29 protein-coding genes are annotated in these 17,130 nt (G+C 36.0%); 2 read left to right on the top strand and 27 right to left on the bottom strand.

Annotation, left to right across the window (positions count from 1 at the left end):
- Positions 1-3: 3 nt before the first annotated feature.
- Genes MTT09_RS06645 through MTT09_RS06585 form a run of 13 tightly spaced genes read right to left on the bottom strand, consistent with a single transcriptional unit; the run spans position 4 to position 6,561 of the window.
- A complete protein-coding gene (locus MTT09_RS06645; RefSeq protein WP_429802935.1) occupies positions 4-624 on the bottom strand; it encodes a phage tail protein I in 621 nt (206 codons plus the stop codon).
- On the bottom strand, positions 621-1,703 hold the full coding sequence (locus MTT09_RS06640; protein WP_429802933.1) for a baseplate assembly protein: 1,083 nt from the start codon (positions 1,701-1,703) through the stop codon (positions 621-623). The genes MTT09_RS06645 and MTT09_RS06640 overlap by 4 nt, the downstream gene beginning before the upstream one ends.
- Positions 1,700-1,984 (bottom strand): GPW/gp25 family protein, encoded by a 285-nt coding sequence (locus MTT09_RS06635; protein ID WP_021090248.1) that lies wholly within the window; start codon positions 1,982-1,984, stop codon positions 1,700-1,702. Before MTT09_RS06635 ends, MTT09_RS06640 begins: the two co-directional genes overlap by 4 nt.
- Positions 1,985-1,986: 2 nt before the next feature.
- Positions 1,987-2,598 carry a phage baseplate assembly protein V gene (locus MTT09_RS06630; RefSeq protein WP_429802931.1) on the bottom strand — a complete coding sequence of 204 codons (612 nt, stop codon included), beginning with the start codon at positions 2,596-2,598 and terminating at the stop codon, positions 1,987-1,989.
- The gene (locus tag MTT09_RS06625) at positions 2,591-2,974 is read right to left on the bottom strand and encodes a hypothetical protein (RefSeq protein WP_429802929.1); all 384 of its coding nucleotides are present in this window, start codon (positions 2,972-2,974) and stop codon (positions 2,591-2,593) included. Before MTT09_RS06625 ends, MTT09_RS06630 begins: the two co-directional genes overlap by 8 nt.
- Positions 2,964-3,197 carry a hypothetical protein gene (locus tag MTT09_RS06620; protein WP_429802927.1) on the bottom strand — a complete coding sequence of 78 codons (234 nt, stop codon included), beginning with the start codon at positions 3,195-3,197 and terminating at the stop codon, positions 2,964-2,966. Before MTT09_RS06620 ends, MTT09_RS06625 begins: the two co-directional genes overlap by 11 nt.
- On the bottom strand, positions 3,194-3,469 hold the full coding sequence (locus tag MTT09_RS06615) for a hypothetical protein (RefSeq protein ID WP_429802925.1): 276 nt from the start codon (positions 3,467-3,469) through the stop codon (positions 3,194-3,196). The genes MTT09_RS06620 and MTT09_RS06615 overlap by 4 nt, the downstream gene beginning before the upstream one ends.
- 52 nt (positions 3,470-3,521) lie before the next feature.
- Positions 3,522-3,959, bottom strand: a complete 438-nt coding sequence (locus tag MTT09_RS06610; RefSeq protein ID WP_429802923.1) for a glycoside hydrolase family protein — start codon at positions 3,957-3,959, stop codon at positions 3,522-3,524.
- Positions 3,956-4,318, bottom strand: a complete 363-nt coding sequence (locus MTT09_RS06605) for a hypothetical protein (protein ID WP_429802921.1) — start codon at positions 4,316-4,318, stop codon at positions 3,956-3,958. The genes MTT09_RS06610 and MTT09_RS06605 overlap by 4 nt, the downstream gene beginning before the upstream one ends.
- Positions 4,315-4,623, bottom strand: a complete 309-nt coding sequence (locus MTT09_RS06600; protein ID WP_429802919.1) for a hypothetical protein — start codon at positions 4,621-4,623, stop codon at positions 4,315-4,317. Before MTT09_RS06600 ends, MTT09_RS06605 begins: the two co-directional genes overlap by 4 nt.
- A complete protein-coding gene (locus tag MTT09_RS06595) occupies positions 4,620-4,886 on the bottom strand; it encodes a hypothetical protein (RefSeq protein WP_429802917.1) in 267 nt (88 codons plus the stop codon). Before MTT09_RS06595 ends, MTT09_RS06600 begins: the two co-directional genes overlap by 4 nt.
- An 11-nt stretch (positions 4,887-4,897) precedes the next feature.
- Positions 4,898-5,797: a phage capsid protein gene (locus MTT09_RS06590; protein ID WP_429802915.1), complete on the bottom strand. Its 900-nt coding sequence runs from the start codon at positions 5,795-5,797 to the stop codon at positions 4,898-4,900.
- Positions 5,797-6,561: an XkdF-like putative serine protease domain-containing protein gene (locus MTT09_RS06585; protein ID WP_429802913.1), complete on the bottom strand. Its 765-nt coding sequence runs from the start codon at positions 6,559-6,561 to the stop codon at positions 5,797-5,799. Before MTT09_RS06585 ends, MTT09_RS06590 begins: the two co-directional genes overlap by 1 nt.
- A gap of 198 nt (positions 6,562-6,759) precedes the next feature.
- Between MTT09_RS06585 and MTT09_RS06580 the strand changes: the two genes are divergently transcribed.
- Together MTT09_RS06580 and MTT09_RS06575 are read left to right on the top strand one after the other, a co-directional pair.
- Complete coding sequence (locus MTT09_RS06580) at positions 6,760-7,821, top strand: phage portal protein (RefSeq protein ID WP_429802911.1); 1,062 nt, start codon at positions 6,760-6,762, stop codon at positions 7,819-7,821.
- Between the two features lie 98 nt (positions 7,822-7,919).
- Positions 7,920-9,491 carry a terminase large subunit domain-containing protein gene (locus MTT09_RS06575; protein ID WP_429802909.1) on the top strand — a complete coding sequence of 524 codons (1,572 nt, stop codon included), beginning with the start codon at positions 7,920-7,922 and terminating at the stop codon, positions 9,489-9,491.
- Between the two features lie 5 nt (positions 9,492-9,496).
- Here the strand turns inward: MTT09_RS06575 and MTT09_RS06570 are convergent, their stop codons facing one another.
- The 14 genes from MTT09_RS06570 to MTT09_RS06505 all read right to left on the bottom strand — a co-directional run bounded on the left by MTT09_RS06570 (position 9,497) and on the right by MTT09_RS06505 (position 17,130).
- Entirely contained in the window at positions 9,497-11,179 is a 1,683-nt protein-coding gene (locus tag MTT09_RS06570) for a DUF2326 domain-containing protein (RefSeq protein WP_429802907.1), read from the bottom strand.
- The gene (locus MTT09_RS06565) at positions 11,151-11,378 is read right to left on the bottom strand and encodes an ABC-three component system middle component 6 (protein ID WP_413784266.1); all 228 of its coding nucleotides are present in this window, start codon (positions 11,376-11,378) and stop codon (positions 11,151-11,153) included. The genes MTT09_RS06570 and MTT09_RS06565 overlap by 29 nt, the downstream gene beginning before the upstream one ends.
- On the bottom strand, positions 11,368-12,363 hold the full coding sequence (locus MTT09_RS06560; protein WP_429802905.1) for an SMEK domain-containing protein: 996 nt from the start codon (positions 12,361-12,363) through the stop codon (positions 11,368-11,370). The genes MTT09_RS06565 and MTT09_RS06560 overlap by 11 nt, the downstream gene beginning before the upstream one ends.
- A 29-nt stretch (positions 12,364-12,392) precedes the next feature.
- Positions 12,393-12,836, bottom strand: a complete 444-nt coding sequence (locus MTT09_RS06555; RefSeq protein ID WP_429802903.1) for an HK97 gp10 family phage protein — start codon at positions 12,834-12,836, stop codon at positions 12,393-12,395.
- Positions 12,837-12,845: 9 nt separating this feature from the next.
- Positions 12,846-13,079, bottom strand: a complete 234-nt coding sequence (locus MTT09_RS06550; protein WP_429802901.1) for a hypothetical protein — start codon at positions 13,077-13,079, stop codon at positions 12,846-12,848.
- On the bottom strand, positions 13,076-14,293 hold the full coding sequence (locus tag MTT09_RS06545; protein WP_429802899.1) for a hypothetical protein: 1,218 nt from the start codon (positions 14,291-14,293) through the stop codon (positions 13,076-13,078). The genes MTT09_RS06550 and MTT09_RS06545 overlap by 4 nt, the downstream gene beginning before the upstream one ends.
- Positions 14,286-14,486: a hypothetical protein gene (locus MTT09_RS06540; protein WP_054196762.1), complete on the bottom strand. Its 201-nt coding sequence runs from the start codon at positions 14,484-14,486 to the stop codon at positions 14,286-14,288. The genes MTT09_RS06545 and MTT09_RS06540 overlap by 8 nt, the downstream gene beginning before the upstream one ends.
- Before the next feature lie 31 nt (positions 14,487-14,517).
- On the bottom strand, positions 14,518-14,961 hold the full coding sequence (locus tag MTT09_RS06535; RefSeq protein WP_429802897.1) for a phage protein GemA/Gp16 family protein: 444 nt from the start codon (positions 14,959-14,961) through the stop codon (positions 14,518-14,520).
- A complete protein-coding gene (locus MTT09_RS06530) occupies positions 14,958-15,164 on the bottom strand; it encodes a hypothetical protein (RefSeq protein WP_054196764.1) in 207 nt (68 codons plus the stop codon). Before MTT09_RS06530 ends, MTT09_RS06535 begins: the two co-directional genes overlap by 4 nt.
- On the bottom strand, positions 15,154-15,486 hold the full coding sequence (locus MTT09_RS06525) for a hypothetical protein (protein ID WP_429802895.1): 333 nt from the start codon (positions 15,484-15,486) through the stop codon (positions 15,154-15,156). Before MTT09_RS06525 ends, MTT09_RS06530 begins: the two co-directional genes overlap by 11 nt.
- Before the next feature lie 18 nt (positions 15,487-15,504).
- Positions 15,505-15,732 carry a hypothetical protein gene (locus MTT09_RS06520; protein ID WP_429802894.1) on the bottom strand — a complete coding sequence of 76 codons (228 nt, stop codon included), beginning with the start codon at positions 15,730-15,732 and terminating at the stop codon, positions 15,505-15,507.
- Positions 15,733-15,793: 61 nt separating this feature from the next.
- Entirely contained in the window at positions 15,794-16,204 is a 411-nt protein-coding gene (locus MTT09_RS06515; RefSeq protein WP_429802892.1) for a hypothetical protein, read from the bottom strand.
- A gap of 81 nt (positions 16,205-16,285) precedes the next feature.
- Positions 16,286-16,687 carry a hypothetical protein gene (locus MTT09_RS06510; protein ID WP_429802890.1) on the bottom strand — a complete coding sequence of 134 codons (402 nt, stop codon included), beginning with the start codon at positions 16,685-16,687 and terminating at the stop codon, positions 16,286-16,288.
- A gap of 245 nt (positions 16,688-16,932) precedes the next feature.
- On the bottom strand, positions 16,933-17,130 hold the full coding sequence (locus MTT09_RS06505) for a sigma factor-like helix-turn-helix DNA-binding protein (protein WP_054196768.1): 198 nt from the start codon (positions 17,128-17,130) through the stop codon (positions 16,933-16,935).

The following is a 17,130-nucleotide window of genomic DNA, read 5'->3' as shown; positions in this document are numbered from 1 at the left end:
CCTTTATCTTGTTAAAACTTTTATTGCATCGATTGGTATGCTTATGATCTCGTTTATCTGCGTAGTAGCTCCTACTTTAAAGCTTGCTCTTTGGCTTATATTTGATATTACGTAAGGATCTACGCTTATGTTTTCACCACTAAATGTGTAAGAGTAGGCTTTTAAATTTATGCTAGCTATCGCTTTTATGCTTGCTCCATCATATACGCTACGCACGTTTTTGTAGGTGTTTATGATCTCATCAGATCTCTTTAGCGTCTGTGGGCTTACTCCATTTTTACTTGCATCAAGCTCTAGTTTAAAGTGATAAGGTAGTCCTGCATAATCAAACCACTCTTTAACCTTGGCATCTGCATAAAGTGCGCTTAACGCCTTATTCAGACTGTAAAAAGTGCCTGAGTAGTAATGTATCTCAAAAGCATTTTTTATGAGCTCTCTGGCTTCATTCTCGTTTAGTCCATCAATATCTACATCAAAGCTGGCTGCAAGTACTGGCAGTAAATTTTTTGGAGCTTTGCTTGCAAGAGTATTTATGACGCCAATGTCTAAATCCTCAAACCTTACGCCAAAAAGCAAGTCAAATTTCTTATCAAATTTACTTTTGTGATTAGGTAGTAAGCTCATAATTCAGCCTTTTTGTAGCTTATCTCATAGCTTAAATTTACAAATTCTTTTACGCTTATCTTTTTATCATTAAGTGGTTCTTTAAGGCTTGCTCTATAAACGCCATTAATGTGCAAGTTTTTATAGATGTAGCTTAAATTTAGATCTTCTCCAAGGCTAAGGCTAGTTGGCAGAGCTGATATAGCTTTAGCAATTTCATCTTGAAAGAGCATATCTGTTAGCTCAAGAGTAGCTACTACCTTTATGTCTATTTTTGTGGCATTTAACACGCTTAGATTATCGGTTAGCGGACGCACCTTTTCGGCACTTAAAAAGCTCTCCACATCAGCTCTAGTCTCTTCACTCATGTCGGTAGTTTTTAGATAAATTTGAACTACTCCAGCACCGCCATTTAGCACACTACACTCCAGCACCTTTGCATTTGCGCTAAGTGTTTGATAAGTATATGCTTTAGCACTGCCTGCAGTTGAGAAACGCTCTAGGCTTAAAACTGCACGCTCTCTTAGCCTATCATCGCTTTCACGCTCAGTTCCGCCTTCAAACTCACTTAGCTGTTTTGCTTTTAATACGAAAGGAAGTGGTGTTTGGATATATTCGCACTTTGCTTTGCTGGTTTTTGTAAACTCATCCAAGATGATCACTCCAACAGCTTTTAGCTCGTTTGCTCTTATTACAACTTCACTTTTTAAACTAGCTATTTCACCATTTTCGCTGCGTAAAATTAGCCCTTTTGGCAAATATGTATCGCTGCTTCTTGGCATAGAGAGCGTAAATTCACTCTGCGCAGTTGGCTTCTCTCCTTTTAGTCTCTCTATGCCATAAATCGCTACTATGTTATCAAGGTCGTTTCCAGTAGAAAATGGCAGCAGCATCGCCTTAACGCTATCATTTATCCTGGCTCGCAAGAGCAACTCTCTATACGCTAGTGTTTCAAGTAAAGCCGAGTAGTTGTCGCTTTCAAGTAGTGAAATTTCATCATCAGTTAAATGTTCTTTAAAAAGGTTTTTAACATTATTTAAAATTTCATCATATTTAAGCACCTCAATAACGTTTGGATATGGAAGTTGTTTTAAATTCATGCTCTTACCTCTATCTCATCACCACTCATAAGCACTACTTTAAAGCTAAGCTTATGATCTTTTAAACCTATAAGACGAACTTCATCGATCTTGACTCTCTTTTCCCATTTTTCAACCGCCTCTATCACAAAGCACGCCAGATCAGCACGAAATTCATCATCCACCTTGCGATCTATTAGCTCATAAATTCTGCTGCCATACTCAGGCAGCATCACTCTACTGCCAAGCGGAGTTAGGAGTATGTCTTTGATAGAATTTTCTATATCAATTAGATATTTCATCACTAATCCCTCGCAAGTCCGTTATTTTTATGATCTGTTAGGCTGCCACGCGCATCACTTACGCTGCCGCCAAAGTTTGCATTACCACCTGTTGTGATTGAGCCAGTGATTTTTACATCTCCGTTTATCTCAAAACTACCGCTATCACCATCAACTCCAGCTGTATTTATCGCCCCTTGTATCAAAGTGTTGCCAAGTAGCTTGATGCTTGGACTTTTTATAGTGGTATCGCTAGCTTCTACCATCACATTTTTAGCCTTTACATTTGCGTTATCACAAGTTATGTTTATAAGCTTTGGAGATGAAATTTCAAGGCAAGAGCTAGAGCTGTCATAGCTCATCTTTATGCCATCTTCAAAACTTACATGCACCTTTTTATCAGTAGCGTCTGCCTTGTGAGAACTTTGATAAAGCCCACGAAGCACCACGCCTGAGTTTAACTCATCATGCACAGGTAGCACTAGCACTTGCTCTCCTACACGTATTGGTGAAAAGCTCACTGCATAAGAATTGGCATGTGCTTGAAATACCGGCAAAAAATCAGTTACCATCGAACCAATGGCAACTTTTGCACGGTCTGCTCTTACTTCACTGATAATTCCAACTTCAATCATTTATATGCTCGCTAAATTTTTTATTTCTTGGCATTCTTGTGTACTTTACGCTATGCTTGATCTCTTTTACATCATCATGTATTTCATTGAGCTTCTCTTTATTTATGGCAAAATTTGCTGCTAAAATATCGCTTAGTTTTTCAGTGGCGCTACTTTGTTTATTTATCGCTTCACTATTTTTATTCACCACATCGATCATCAAATCAGTGTTTTTGCTCGTGTATCTGCTAAGCAGCCAAAAGATCACCACGAAGCCTATAAAACCAAAAATCGCCATAAAAACGATAAATTCATTTAACCCCCATGATCCAGCTAAATTTATTAGTCCTGCTGTCTCTCTTATCTCGTCACTAAAATTTAAGCTACTATTTTCCATCCGCTATCCCTATGCATTGTTTTAATAGATCCTCGCACTTTAAAAAATAAATCATCTTCGCCTTGTGTGCTTCAAAGCTACCATCATTATTTGGCTTGTCTGGCATTACAGCATTGCAGCGCACTGGTGTTAGTTTTTCTTTGTAGATGATGGTTGGCTCTTTAAAAGCACAACCACAAAGAAGCACACCTAATGGCAATAAGCCTAATCGCATCAATTTCATCTCTCGCCCTCAAAAAATAACTCTTGGTAAGCCTTTAGCTTGGCCTCACAACTTTCATCTTTTAAGTAAATTTTTTCTACTCTCTTAACCTCTTTGATAGGCTTTTGCTCTACCTTTACACTCATCTTTGAAATAGCTTCATTTTGACTTTCAATGACGCTATTTGCAGCTTTTAAGTTTTGCTTTGACGTGTTAAGATCAAGAGCAATGCTTTTTATCTCAAGATTCTTTTTGTCGATGCTTGCATTTAAAAAATGTATTTTTAGCGCCAAACTACCAATACATAGCAAAAAAACGGCACTAAAAATGATGCAAATTTTGGTATTAAGCAAGTAACCCACTTAGCACCTTCTTTGCACGGTTTGGCGTTTGTTTTGCCCAAAGGCTATTTAGCCCATTTTTATAGGCTGCCTCATATTCGCCAGACTTTATAAAATTAAGAGTGGTAACAAATTTTTTAACTTTTGGCACTCCCATTTGATAGCACATTTCTATTACCACGTCTTGGACATTTTTTGGCTTGTCTTCTAGCCAAGGAAATGCCTCACAAACGCTAGAGGTAAGCTTAATTAGCTTCATCTCTAAAATCTGATCTGCTACCGCTTTACTCATAGGCTCAACCTTGCCACCATTTAAAAATAGTTCGTCTTTACTAAGAGATGAAACCTCAAAGCCATATCCGACAGTAGGATACCCACGAGTATCCTGATATATGTAGCTTTTAAAGCCTTCGTTCTCTTTTATGTTTTCTTTTAAGCTCATAAATCTTCGTTCCCCTCATCTCTATATATATCAACTTCTACTACAAAGCTATACTTAAAAAGGCTATCTTCAAAGCCATCAAATTTCATCTCACTTATGGCATCTTCACCAAAGATAGCAGACTTTGCAATAAATCTTTGCCTTAACTCATCAAGCCTAGATAGAGCGCTAAAATTATCATCAACTAGCGAATGCGATGCAAAAATGATCCTAAAACTTGCGCGATCCTTTTTCCACGCCACACTTTTTATGCCATCAAAAAGTAGATAAACTCCGCCCTGAGGGCTTGCCTTTGATATGCAAATAGCTTCAGGTGCTATCTGTTTTAAAGACTTGTAAATTTGGACTAGATCATTCATACGCACTCCAGCCTAATGAAACTGTTAAATGTTGGCTTGCTTTCAAGTGGGCTTGCTTTTATCTCGCTTATAGCTTTACTTAAAAGCAAACTATCCTCTTCGCTTAGAGCGATTTTTAGATACAGTTTTAAGCGGATGAGAGCAAAGTCCATCATCGCCCAGCTCTTTACTACTCGTCCATTGCACTCTTCGTAGGTCTCAAGAGTAGCTACATCAAGAGCCTCATCTGTGATCTCTTCTGGGTTGAAAAGTACCGATTTAGCTCTTTTTGAAAAAGCCTCTCTAAATTCAGCTTGCGCGATCATTTCTGTTTATTTTTCTTGTCTGGCTTTACAGATGAACCAAGCTCATCTTTGGAATCAGCTCCGTCAGTTGGATCCTGTACTAAAGACGTGTCTGACTTCGTAGACGATAGCTCAGGTTCTGCAGATGGCTCAGGCTTGTTTAGTGGCTCTATCATTAGAGCTTTTTCATAAGCCTCTGCTTTTTCTTGCTCTAAAGTTACGATCTCGCCAGTCCTTACAAAGCTGCCATCTATCGCACTATCTTTTAAAACTATAAATTCCATTAATTTTCCTTTTAAAGAGTTGCTATGCTGACCCATTTTTTGATTATGATCTCATAGTCCACACTTGCATCAAAGATGTATTTTAGTGCTCTCTCTTCTGGGTCATACCAACGGTTGCGATTTATATCAAGGCATACGCCAAGAACTAAATTTTTAAGCGGAGTAGCCATGTAAACGCCTTTTGGCATTAAAGGACTAACTTCAAGCTTTACACCAAGCACACGATCAGCATTGCCATTTATTAGGTAGGTTGGTGCATTTAATGCTGAAATTTCTTTGTTGTACTCCTGCATGTCAGCTGTACTTATTAAGATTACGCTATCGACTAAGGCGTCTGGGTTGATTGATTGGGCAAGTGCTGTTAAGCGTTTGCTTACACTATCATTTGCAACATAAGTAACTTTTGTGACGTCGTTACTATCTTTTGCTGTTTGGATCCAGCCTTTATGTAGCGTCTCAAAGCTATTTGCATAAGTATCACTTGTACCACTAAAGCCAAGGAGTGCAAGATCATTACCAAAAATTTTTCCAAAAGAGTTAAATGTTTCACTCTCAAAATTTGGATTATTTTGGTTGTCTGCTAGTGTATCTTGAAGTACCCTTGCAAAAAGTTGTACGCTTTTTGCTTCTAGCTTTACACCTGCTTTTTTAAGCTGCGTTCTTTGTGTATCGCTTGGTTTTTCGCCACTTGCTACACGTACCAAAACGCCCCTCATAGCATCCCAGCCATCAATCTCTTTAGTTAAGCGGCTCATCTTTTCAACATGAATTTTTTGCAAAAATTCACTATTGTCTTTAATCACATTTATAAGACTAGTTGCTTGCTCTGGAGTTAAGCTACCACTCAGTGTTGCACTAGTAGCATTCATGCTGCCTTTTGCAATATCTTTTAAACCAAGTCCCTCTAACATTAAAGTATTCCTCCTACTATTTTGTCATCTGTTTTCTCTATATTTTTGCTTTGTTTGCTATCTTTTGCGATATCCTCAAGCTCGCTTATACGCTTCTCAAAGCCAAGGAGCTTCTTGTTAAGCTCATCCATACCTTCAACAAGCGTCTTTTTTATCTCTTCTGCTTGTGAAATTTCTTTTGTCTCTTTTTCCACTTTGTCCTCTCCTTTTTTAGTTTTTTCAAATTTCTTTAGTAGCTCGTTAAAACCATTTGCTATGGCAGCAGCTATTGAAGTATCGTTTTTTTGTACCTCTTCACGCTTCGCAAATCCTGCCATTGAAAGCCCTGCGATCTCACCACTTTTTATAAGTTCTTTTAGCTCGTCGCTTTCTATCTTGATACCAACTGCCCAGCTTCCTACCTTCTCGCTCTTAAAGAGAGCATCGTTTTCTCTTACTATCCAGCTCTCAGCCACGTATGCTTTGCCGTCTGGCTTAAAGTCATGCTCCTTGTCTATGTTTTGGCCTTTTAGATCCTTCATAAAAGCATAGGCAGCCTTTTCAATCTCGGCCGCGTCCGTAAAATCCCCCTGAGTATCTACTTCATCTGGTGAATACACAATCCCATATACAACGCCTTTTTCTTCGTCAAATTTGGCGATGCTCACATCTTTTTCAAAGCTTGGCTCACTTGCGTCACTTTTATAAATGATGCTCTTTTTGTTTGCACCAGCTTTTACAAGAGATATGTGCGTGATACTTAGGTTAGTTAGTTTATTTGCCATCTTTTTACCTCTTTCATTTTTAAGCCAAAAGGCTCTTTGCTAGTGGGCATTTTATAAGAAAGGCTATTTTTAGAAATGCTAAATAATGGTCATTTGCTAATGTTTTAAAAAATTTTTCAGATAAATTTACCCCTAGCGTAGATTAAAGATTTATGGTCTTAGTCTTTGCTCAAATTTAGGTAATAAGAAGGAGTGAGTGTGGAGAACAAATTTATTTTTAAGTCAGATGCTCCGAGCTTACAGCTCTCGTCTGATGTGCAAAACGGTGATTATATAGAGCCTTTTATAAGTTTTAGTGATCTTTTAGAGCTTCACTATGCAAACGTATATCACCGCCGTGCCATAAAAATAAAAGCCAATATGCTCTCTCAGATAGAAATAGACGAGAGCGATCTAGCAAAGTTTTTACCTCAAAATGTAAGTGAAAAAGAGTTTTTATTTGAGTTTTGCTATAACCTAGAGCTTTTTGGCAATGCTCCTATTGAAAAAGCTGGAGCTAAGACAAACTATAAACTCTACAATATACCAGCTCATGAGTGGCGAACCAATAAAGACAAGCAAATGTTTCAGGTAGACAAATTTGGCAAAAAGATAAAACTTGATGGATACTATCTTAAATTTTATTCTCCAAGCTCAAGATACTACGGCGAGCCAGACTACCTTGCAGCTATGTGTCAGATTTTGACAAATAGGCAAGCAGACATGTATAACTACTCATTTTTCCAAAATGGAGCAAGACCTGATCTTGCTATCATTCATGAAAACTCAGAGCCTAGCGAAGAACAAATAGCAGCTTACAAAAAATTTTTTAGTGAAAACTATAAAGGAAGTGCCAACGCACACAAAACACTCCTTTGCTATACAAACTCGATTGGTGAAAAGGATGCAAAAATTCGTTTTGAAAAGCTATCAGAAGTACAAGACCTGAGCTTTAAAGCACTAAAGGAAGTAAGCCGTGATGAGATAGCAGTAGCTCATGGTATTCCGCCACGTCTGCTTGGTATTATTCAAAGTGCCCAGCTTGGCGGAAGTGGAGAGCTTATAGGCCAACTTCACCAGTTTAACGAGCTTGAGATAAAACCAAAAATAGAGCTAATAGAAGGCTTTTTTAGAAGCATCGGTATAAAAGTGGTATTAAGTGCTGTTGATGTAACGAATTTTAAAGATGATGGCGAGATAGTTACCCAGCTTGTTGAAAGAGGGATCATCTCAATTTCTGAGGCCAGAAGTATACTTGGCTGGCAAAAGAATATTGAGTAGGATAAAAATAGTGTTTAAAAACGTTTAAACCCCCTTTAAAAACGTTTAAATAATAAAAGGCAATACAAATGTATTCTAATAATATAAAAAGGCTTTAAATGGCTTATAAAGAAGAGTTCAAAAAAGAGTGTATAAATTTATTAAAAAGTGGCGTGAGCTCAGTGCTCGTTTCAAAGCAAATGAACGTATCTCGCCCAACATTACAAAAGTGGTTAGAGCAAGCAAATGATGAATTTAGTCTTGATGATGGCGTAAAGGCACTAAAAAAGCAGGTTGAGTGTTTAAGCAAAAAGAAAAAATTAGTCCCTGATGAGACAGCCCAGCTTGCTGATCTTATAGTGGCGCTAAATAAGATTGAGAGCAAAAACAAAGCAGCCAAAGAGCAAAAAGCCTATGTTTTGCCACCAGTAAGCTTAGACAAAAGTGCCAAAATTTTAAGAGATGAGATACTAAAAAATGGCGAACTTTTTGCTTATCAAAAAGAATTTTTGCAGAGCGATGCTCAGTTTCGTATCGTACTAAAATCGCGCCAGATAGGCTTTAGCTACGTGGCAGCTGCTGACGCACTTATAGGAGCAGTTGGCGGTAGGAACCAGCTATTTTTATCCGCTTCAGAAGAACAAGCGTTAATCCTAATGAGATATTTAAAACTATGGTCTGATAGGTTTGGAGTGGCTTTGGCAAAAGATAGTGAGACTGAGATAAAGCTAGAAAATGGCGCTATTATAAAAGCTCTCGCTCATAACTTTCGTACAGTTCAAGGTTTTACTGGCGATATTTGGATGGATGAGTTTGCATGGTACCCAAATCCTAAGAAAATTTGGCACGCTTTTGTGCCAAGTATCGGTGCTGTTAAAGGTCGCTTAACAATACTTTCAACACCATTTGAAGAAAAGAGCCTTTTTCATGAGCTATACTTTGACGAGCAAAAATATAAGATGTTTAAACGCTTTCATGTTGATATTTATAGAGCTATGGAAGATGGGCTAGAGTTTGACCTTGAGACCATGAAGGCACTCTTTGATGCTGATACATGGGCTAGTGCTTATGAATGCGTCTTTATAGATGATGAGAGCAGCCTACTGTCTATTACGCTTATCAAAAGCTGCATAGATGAAAAGCTAAGCTATTTTAGTCCAAGCTCAAACACTCCGCTTCTTTGTGGGTATGATATAGGAAGAGTTAGCGACCGTTCAACACTTGCAAGTGTGATCAATAGCGATGATACATATACTCTTGCTATGCTTAACGTGCTTGCAAAAGCTAGCTTTAAAGAGCAAGAAGACGTCTTAAGCTCTCACCTGCGCTCATATCCACTAGCAACCCTTGATATGGATAAAACCGGCATCGGTCTAAATTTAACAGAAACTATGCATGCTAAATTTAAAAGTAGGGTAAATGGAGTGTATTTTACAGCCGGCACAAAGGAGCAAATGGCTCTAAATTTAAAGAAACTCTTTGAGGACAAAAAGATAAGCATACCAAACGATCCACTTTTAATCAGTGATCTTCACGCCATAAAACGTACAGCAGGAACAAAAAGCTTTAAGTATGATGCTAAAAGAAACGAGTATGGTCACGCAGATAGGTTTTGGGCATTAGCTTTAGCTTGTCGTAAAATAGAGGCTGTTGTAAAAAGAAAAGGCGGCGGAGCGGTGATATTAAGATAAATTCTCTAATCGAATTTTTGACCAAATAGCCAAGTATTTTGATCTTCGCTAATTTGGAGTATTACTTTTGATTCTATGAATTTTTTATCTTCATTATTTAATATACCTGTATCGTCATTTAATATCTCATTAAATGAAGTATCTCCTATATTTACAAAATACTGCAAATTGTTATCTCTAACCTCGTCTAATATGATCTTGAATATGGTGGCTTTTTGCCTTTTGTCCATTTCTGAAAATAGCTCGCCATCATGTGCTAAAAAACCTAAGATATTAGTATTTAATGTATAAAGCAACATGTCATAGCAAAAGGTCTTCACATTTCCGATAGAAAAAGAACCGTCTTTGGGGATTTCCACATCTATATTAAACAAATTTTTTGCATTTTGAGCCATTGTGATTTTAAGAGAACCTCCGTTGTTGTTATAAAATTTTTTAACGATATCTCTAAATTTGTTTTCTATAGCATCAAGTTTGAGCTTATTGTCCTCTATATATTTAATTGTGTCCTTTTTGATCTCTGCTATTTTATAGTCGATATCGGTCTTATCTTTTTGAAAATTCTCCAAAGTTACGCTATAAATTTCTAAGTCTTTTTTTTCTTTTTCTAGCGTCAATATCCTATCTTTTAATGTATCTCGTTCCTCTAATGCACCACTATTTTTCAGGTCTTTTAAAAGCCCATCTCTTTGGCTTCCTATCAAATCTCTTTCATCTTCTAGTTCTTTGAGTTTTTGGCGTATCTCATCTATTTCTGCCGAGATTCTATCTTTTCTACTTTTAGCTAATTGATTGTGAAAGTTCTGAGCCTCATTAAGTCTTTTTAATACTTTATCCTCAAAAAATACTTTAGCCTCGTCATAGATATTTTTTATCTCTTCTAGGTCTATACTTATATTTTCGGATGTGAGTAAATTTTTTTCTTTTAGTGCTATATTTGTTTGGAGTTTATAAATTTCATTTCTAATATTATTTAAATTTTCAGTCAAAGAATTTGCACGCTCTTTTAATTCATTATAGTTTTTAGCCACAATAAAAAGGTTTAAATTTTCTTGTGTGCTTCGTATCTCATCCTCTATATCTTTAATATTCTTCTTTGGTACTTGTTTTTCATATTTTTCTAGCTCTTTTTTGGCTGTTTTTAGACTATCTAATGCCTCTTTTAGTTTATGGTTTTCCTCTTGTAGCTTTGTATCTATACCCAACAAAAAAAGATTAACAAGTCTTTGATTGTAATCATTTATATCCATGCCTTGCTGTCTTAACGTATCATAATATCCGCTTCTTCTAGCAAAGCAATTAAATACCTGTCTAAAAGAAATTTTATCAGAATTTATTGTGTTGCTAAAAATATTATTTAGTTCAGTTGCATAAGTTGCTTGATTGTATTCATTGTCATTTATAACCCACTTAGTCTCTTTGAATTTTTTTTCTACCGTATAACTTTTGTTATCATGTATAAAACTTAAACTAAATTTTCCGTAGTCTTTTAAAAAATCTTTCATTTTTTGCGGAATTTTTGCATTTAGCATATAGTGAAGCATTTCCAATGACAAGCTTTTGCCTATGCCATTTACTGTGTCTTTTTGGTCATGGTTTAGTTGTTTTCCTACTACTATATTTAGACCTTTATTAAATTTTAAAGCTTTAAATTTTGGGTTATCGCAAATTAAGCTCAATAATGTCATTATCACTCCTTATTTTGCCGATTATAAATAAAAAATCTAAACATAAAAGCATTTTCTCAATAGTAATTTCTTTAAAATAAACCGTATTTAGCTCTCTAAGTAAACTGTCTGTATTAATACTGCCATTTCTTAAAATTTTAAGTATATATGCCGATATGCTAATTATCGAATCAGCTGGTTTGATTATTTTAGTCGGCATTATCATTTTTTGCACCTATATCACAAATTTCAAAGAAATAACTAATAATTATCCAAGTTATGTTTGCTTCGTTAAAATCTTTTATATCAAAGTAACTTGTAATCTCATCATATAACTCGGAAAATATTTCGTTAAAGTCCAAAGATCTATAAAAATTGTAGTGTAGCTCATCAATGCTTTTTGTTTTTATGTCACTAATATCAGCATTTATCTCTTTGATATGTTTTAACAATATCTCTCTATATATTTTACGTACTATAAAATCCTGTAAATTAGACATTGTCGTATCGTCATTAAGCTCTTCTATGCTATCTCTATAATCTAACCCGCGCTTAATTTCAATACTTGTTCTTTCAATGAGGCTATTTATTTTTAGTTTTTCATCAACTTCTTTTGTATTATTAAAATCATCTAAATAATTAATTTTTATTTTTCTATATTGTCTTAAAATATGCTTGATTACTAAATTTAAAACCATCTCTGTTGTATAGGTTTTTAAAATTTTGATATCAAAAAAACTATAAATTTCTCCCAGTTTTGTTTGCTCTAAATTATTGATATCTTTTAATAGGTCTTTTGTATCTATTAGACATTTTTCAACATCTATGCTATATTTGTTTCTCCATTCGTCAAAACTACTATCACGCGGACTAGGCTTGTCTAACAAATATAAGATTTTGATTTTAAAATTCGGTTTTGTTTCTAAAATTTTAAGAGTATTATCTATTTTTGCTTTTGTTTTTGTCGAAGTGACTTGGATAAAAATTTTATTTTTATCATCTACTAGGTCAATATACTCTGCATTTTTATTGTCGGCATTGGCATTTTCAAGATCATATCCATATATAACGTTTAGCATATCTCTGTAGAGATTCTCTGAATATATATTTAAAGAATAGTCACTAAGACTTTGCTTGTGCTCTATCTCATATTTAAGTATAGCTATACTTTTAGTTATACTATCTATAATTTCTTTTCTACTCACACGATACTCCTAGTATATAGGATTATACATCATTTTATATAATTATGTGCTAAAAACATTACCCTTATATCTCTTACCACTTCCTCGCTCATATCGCTAGCTAATTGCTCTTTTGCCTTTACAAAACTAGCACTAGCTACATACTCGCTAAAAGCTTTCTCAAGATATGGGTTTGCCTTTGTGCCAGGGTGGTTTACGCTTTTGCCAAAAATTTGGCCGCTCTTTTTGTTTGCAAGAGCCTTCATCTTTTTTGGTTTTATAACATGTGGCTTTGTGCCAAAATATACAAATTTAGCATAAGGTGCAAGTTTTGTATTTCCCACACTTATGCTAAAACTATCTATTCTCTCATCAAAAACTTGTATGTCTTTTTTAAGGTTGCCAGTTTTATATGGTGCTACTTGCTTCGCTCTATATCTTACCCCTGATCCTATGCGAAATAAAAACCTTTTTAAAGCACTATTAAAATTCATTAAAACCTACTAAGTTCTCTTTTTGGCTACATACTCTAAGCACGAGCACAAATCTCCGCTAAATTTTTCACCATTATCAAAGAAAAAATCATGCTCGCTTCCATCATCTATTGCAGTCTTTACATACTCTATAAAGCTGGTAAGGTCGCCTACACATGAACATACATCAGCACTTTTATCCTTTAGGCTTTTATCGCTTGTTATAATAAGTTCTATGCCACTATCAAAAACAAAATATTTCATATCTGCCACCATCTCTTTATGACTTCGATTTTATCCTTTTTGGCATAATTTTCAAAGTATTTTTTTAATGCTTGATTGTCTTTTGTAGGAAATATAGTGTCTATTTTATCGCCATCAAAAATTATAATATAGCCATTTTGTGTTTTTGCTATTGATTTTTGCTCAACATTCGCATGTGGAGCTATATGTGTGATAGAGTTAAGCGCTGAAACTATCTTTGCTGCCGATGTACGTTGCAACAAATTTGCACTATGCTTTTTATCATTTGCGTTTGTAAAAGTCAGCACCCTCTCCACGCCCATTTTATCTATATGCCTTATGATCTCGTCTTTGCCCGGTGCTTCGCTGGCTCTCATTGTTACGCCATCATTTTCATATTCATCAACCCATGCTGGCACGATCTCAGTCCTACACCTAAAATGATATGGTGGCATGCCAAAGTTACTATCCATCTTATCGCTTCTGCCATTATATGGTGCTTTTGCCCATGTAGCTGCTGCCTTTTTGCTGGCCATATCCTTTGCATTCATGATATTATCGCACTGTCTTTCTATGTGCTCTGCTGGTATGAGCCTACCATTCATCGATCTACATATAGCGCTCGTTCTACTATCCATCACAGCTACTACTTTATAGTATTTTACACCGTATTTCCTAGCCTGATTTACTGTTGATATGTTTTGATTTTGGCTGATGATATGATCACTCACTCCCTCAAAGTATCTCACGCTTTGCTTTAGCTCACTTGCAAATTCGTCTTTTAGTCTCTGTGCTAGTTCGCTTCTTGCTACCTCGCCACGAAAAGCACTCTCAATGATATCTTTTAGCCTATCGCTAAAACCTTTGTTAAACTCTTTGCCAACCCAATAGAAGTTATTTCTCATAGCGTTTATAGCCCTTATGTCTATCTCATCAAAGACTACATTTACAGCTATATTTTTACCTGCAAGCACGGCGTAAATTTCTTCAAGATTATTTGGATTTATACTTAGCCCCATTGATGAAATTTTAGAATTTACAAGCTCTTTTAACACCTTTTTATCAATGTTATAATTCTCATTTATAAATATAAGTAAATTTGCAAGCTGTGCCTCTAGCTCCTTTTTAGCTAGCTTCGCATTTTGCTTTATAAACTCATCTACTAGCTCGCTAACGCTCTTGTTTTTGTCAAATTTAGCCTTTAAAAGTGTGCTTAGAAGTAGCTCGTTATTCATTTTTTATACCCTTAAGATCGCCAAGCTCTTTAGTAGCCTTAGCATACTCTTGCCAGTACGGATCACAAAAAAGTGCTTCGATACTCACAAAGCTTCTTTTACACTTATCACAAACCCTATAACGCTTGTTTTGCAAGCCTTTCATGGTATTTAAAACCTTTGTCTTTTCAAAACCGCAGTAAGGACAAAACATAAAAATCCTTTTTATATATTTTTAAAAAATATTAGCTTTTTTTGGGATTTTTTTCACATTTTATAACGGCACTTAGCCCAGTAATGATCTTTGTAGCTTGGCTTGAGTTTAGTAAGGCTATGTTTGTCACAAGTGCTCCGATCTGGCGGTAGTAAAATCTCCTAGCACTATTGTCATCCCAACCAAGAACATCTAGCAAAACCTCTATCTTTTTAAGCTGTTTTTGTGTGATAGCATCTTTTTTTAAAATGCGCCTACCTTTAATGTCTGGCTCAAAGCCTAACCTATCATCTACTCTCTCTTGCAATATATCAAGGGCCAAATTTAGCTCGCTTATGCTAAGCTCCTTGCTGCTCTCTACACCAAAGCGAAGCATTAGCCACTCTTGCCAAGCTCCATTTTCTACGATCTGCTTGTAAAGTGGGTTTATATGGATGAGTGTTAAAAGTTTCTTTCTATACTCACTTTGGTTCATATTAGCCCCCTTATATCAAGCTCACGTCTTGCAAATTTTTCGCTCACTCCAGCACATCTTGCAAGCTTAGCTACATTTAGTCTGCCATTTTTAAATTTATAAAAATCCTCATCGTAACCAAGTGCATTTTTCAGCCTAAAAAGTGCATTTTCGTGTCTTTTAATAGCTAAATTTCTTAGGTGTTCTCTTTGCTTAAAGCTCATCTCTTGCCCTTATTGCTTCTCTTAATTGGTCAAAGAGGTTGGCTAGATCTTTATCTATCTGCTTTTTAGGCTCCTTTTGTGCCAGCTTTGCGATTACATCGGTGAAGTAAATTCCACTTTGCTTTATCTCTTTGGCGTGTATCTTCCAAAACTCACGCAAATTTGCCTTTATAGGCTCTAAATTGTTGTTAAAATACGCTTGATCATTTGGTGAAACAAAGTAAAAGATCAATGTTTGATACTCTATGCTTGCCCCTTTTAGTGAGTATTTTAGGCAGCTATCTTTTAAAGCATATTCACTCATATCTTTTAAAAGTTCCATTTAATACCCCTTTGTATTTTAGGCTCTCTCATTTAGCTCAAAGCCTTTTAAAATTTGCAAAGCTAGTAGCTCTTTGCCTGCAAATTTCTCTTTTATTTCTGGCTCAAGCATACTAAGCCAATATGCATCGAGCTTTTGGTTAAACTCGGCTATCACTTCATCTCTAGGACGCAAGCATCTAAATTCTTTTGTCTGTGCCTCTTTGTTAGCTGTGTGAAAATTAGCTACCGCTTCTTCAAAAGTCAAAATAGTTCCTTTTTGTTTTTAAACCTTAATCAAGCCCTAAATTTTAGGGCTTTGTTAAAGCTTAGAGCACACTAACGGCTGGTGCTTTCTCCTTTATCTCTAAACACTCTTTTAAGCCATCATCATTTAGTGCAAGCTCCTTTAATTTCTTTTCAGGCTTATAGACGCACTCAGTTTTTACAAGTAGATCAAATTTGTCTGCAAGCAAATTTCTAAGCATCTCTTCATCACTCACTTTTACATCCCAGCCAAAACTAACTTTTACGCCGTTTTCTTCGCCTACAAAGCTTATGGTGGTAGCTTCATTCTCGCGTAGTGCATCCCTAGCAAAACAAACAATAACATCTTTATGCTCCTTTAGCTTCTCGTTAAGAGCATCTATTTGCATCTTTATCTCGCAAAAATCCTCTACTGCGCGAGTTAGTTTTTTGTCGCTTATCTCGTTCTCGCTTTTGCCTATTTTTACTCTCATTTTTTCTCTCCTTTCTTAGATTTTTTAGCCTTTTTAGGCTTTTGTGCTAGTTTTTTGTCTAAACTCGCCATCTTTTCTCCTTTAAATTTCTAACTCACTTATACCAAGCTCTCTTGCATATTCTCTTTCTGTATCCATACCTTTTGAAAACTCACTAGCTGGATGCTTTGAAAAATATACATAAGAGCAGTGGCTAAGCATTTCAAGTCCAGCCTTTAGCACCTCATCTCTTTGCTCCTCACTAAACACACCACTAAATGCAAGCACGGGGCTAAGCGGTATATATCCAGCTTCTTTTACCTTTCTGCACTCATCTCTAGCGACCATGCAAGCCATAAAATCAGCATTTACCTTACCGCTTTTAAAGGCAGCATAAGGGCTAGCAACATATACAAGTCTCATTGTCTCTTTCAAGCTCTTCTCCTTTCTTTTTGCCTGCTTGTCTGGCTTTGCATAGCTTCGTTGTGATTTCGCTTGCCGCACTGCGCCGGACAAAGCGTCCGTCTCATTTGCAAACTTATCACGCCTCGCTCTGCTTTGCCATACTTTGCGATAACATTTTTAGTCAAATTTTGACTTAAAAAAGCCCTCTATTAAGGGCTTTGTAAAATCAAATACTTAAAGTATCAACTACAAAATCACTATCTTTTACATAGATATATAAGCCTCTTACTTCGTAAAATTTCTTTGAGTAAGATGCAAACATTCCCTTTATCATGGCTCTCTCCTTATGCTTTTATGCCTTGATATATCTCATCGCTATCGCTTTTTGCCTTATGCTCTTCAAGCAAAGCCATAAGCTCTCTTATCTCTTGCCATTTTTTAAAATTTCTTGGGTGAGATAGCTTTAAAAGTGCGCCTTTTTCTATTCTGCGCACTTGCTCTACACTTAGATTTAGCACCAAAGCTATCTCTTTTAGTGTCAT

The organism is Campylobacter concisus, from assembly GCF_050447505.1.
GTDB classification, from domain to species: domain Bacteria; phylum Campylobacterota; class Campylobacteria; order Campylobacterales; family Campylobacteraceae; genus Campylobacter_A; species Campylobacter_A concisus_BP.
The sequence above is the reverse complement of the archived record's forward strand: the minus strand, read 5'-3'. Positions and strand labels throughout refer to the sequence as shown.

Excerpts from the sequence above, each read along its gene's own strand:
- MTT09_RS06550 (WP_429802901.1), bottom strand. The coding sequence starts at position 13,079 with ATGAAATATTTTGTTTTTGATAGTGGCATAGAACTTATTATAACAAGC.
- MTT09_RS06590 (WP_429802915.1), bottom strand. The coding sequence starts at position 5,797 with ATGTTAGAGGGACTTGGTTTAAAAGATATTGCAAAAGGCAGCATGAAT.
- MTT09_RS06505 (WP_054196768.1), bottom strand. The coding sequence starts at position 17,130 with ATGACACTAAAAGAGATAGCTTTGGTGCTAAATCTAAGTGTAGAGCAA.
- MTT09_RS06535 (WP_429802897.1), bottom strand. The coding sequence starts at position 14,961 with ATGAACCAAAGTGAGTATAGAAAGAAACTTTTAACACTCATCCATATA.
- MTT09_RS06600 (WP_429802919.1), bottom strand. The coding sequence starts at position 4,623 with ATGATCGCGCAAGCTGAATTTAGAGAGGCTTTTTCAAAAAGAGCTAAA.
- MTT09_RS06595 (WP_429802917.1), bottom strand. The coding sequence starts at position 4,886 with ATGGAATTTATAGTTTTAAAAGATAGTGCGATAGATGGCAGCTTTGTA.
- MTT09_RS06540 (WP_054196762.1), bottom strand. The coding sequence starts at position 14,486 with ATGTTTTGTCCTTACTGCGGTTTTGAAAAGACAAAGGTTTTAAATACC.
- MTT09_RS06610 (WP_429802923.1), bottom strand. The coding sequence starts at position 3,959 with ATGAGCTTAAAAGAAAACATAAAAGAGAACGAAGGCTTTAAAAGCTAC.
- MTT09_RS06645 (WP_429802935.1), bottom strand. The coding sequence starts at position 624 with ATGAGCTTACTACCTAATCACAAAAGTAAATTTGATAAGAAATTTGAC.
- MTT09_RS06605 (WP_429802921.1), bottom strand. The coding sequence starts at position 4,318 with ATGAATGATCTAGTCCAAATTTACAAGTCTTTAAAACAGATAGCACCT.
- MTT09_RS06515 (WP_429802892.1), bottom strand. The coding sequence starts at position 16,204 with ATGAGAGTAAAAATAGGCAAAAGCGAGAACGAGATAAGCGACAAAAAA.
- MTT09_RS06555 (WP_429802903.1), bottom strand. The coding sequence starts at position 12,836 with ATGAATTTTAATAGTGCTTTAAAAAGGTTTTTATTTCGCATAGGATCA.
- MTT09_RS06525 (WP_429802895.1), bottom strand. The coding sequence starts at position 15,486 with ATGGAACTTTTAAAAGATATGAGTGAATATGCTTTAAAAGATAGCTGC.
- MTT09_RS06630 (WP_429802931.1), bottom strand. The coding sequence starts at position 2,598 with ATGATTGAAGTTGGAATTATCAGTGAAGTAAGAGCAGACCGTGCAAAA.
- MTT09_RS06545 (WP_429802899.1), bottom strand. The coding sequence starts at position 14,293 with ATGAATAACGAGCTACTTCTAAGCACACTTTTAAAGGCTAAATTTGAC.
- MTT09_RS06565 (WP_413784266.1), bottom strand. The coding sequence starts at position 11,378 with ATGCCGACTAAAATAATCAAACCAGCTGATTCGATAATTAGCATATCG.
- MTT09_RS06640 (WP_429802933.1), bottom strand. The coding sequence starts at position 1,703 with ATGAATTTAAAACAACTTCCATATCCAAACGTTATTGAGGTGCTTAAA.
- MTT09_RS06625 (WP_429802929.1), bottom strand. The coding sequence starts at position 2,974 with ATGGAAAATAGTAGCTTAAATTTTAGTGACGAGATAAGAGAGACAGCA.
- MTT09_RS06530 (WP_054196764.1), bottom strand. The coding sequence starts at position 15,164 with ATGAGCTTTAAGCAAAGAGAACACCTAAGAAATTTAGCTATTAAAAGA.
- MTT09_RS06585 (WP_429802913.1), bottom strand. The coding sequence starts at position 6,561 with ATGGCAAATAAACTAACTAACCTAAGTATCACGCACATATCTCTTGTA.
- MTT09_RS06635 (WP_021090248.1), bottom strand. The coding sequence starts at position 1,984 with ATGAAATATCTAATTGATATAGAAAATTCTATCAAAGACATACTCCTA.
- MTT09_RS06570 (WP_429802907.1), bottom strand. The coding sequence starts at position 11,179 with ATGACATTATTGAGCTTAATTTGCGATAACCCAAAATTTAAAGCTTTA.
- MTT09_RS06620 (WP_429802927.1), bottom strand. The coding sequence starts at position 3,197 with ATGAAATTGATGCGATTAGGCTTATTGCCATTAGGTGTGCTTCTTTGT.
- MTT09_RS06575 (WP_429802909.1), top strand. The coding sequence starts at position 7,920 with ATGGCTTATAAAGAAGAGTTCAAAAAAGAGTGTATAAATTTATTAAAA.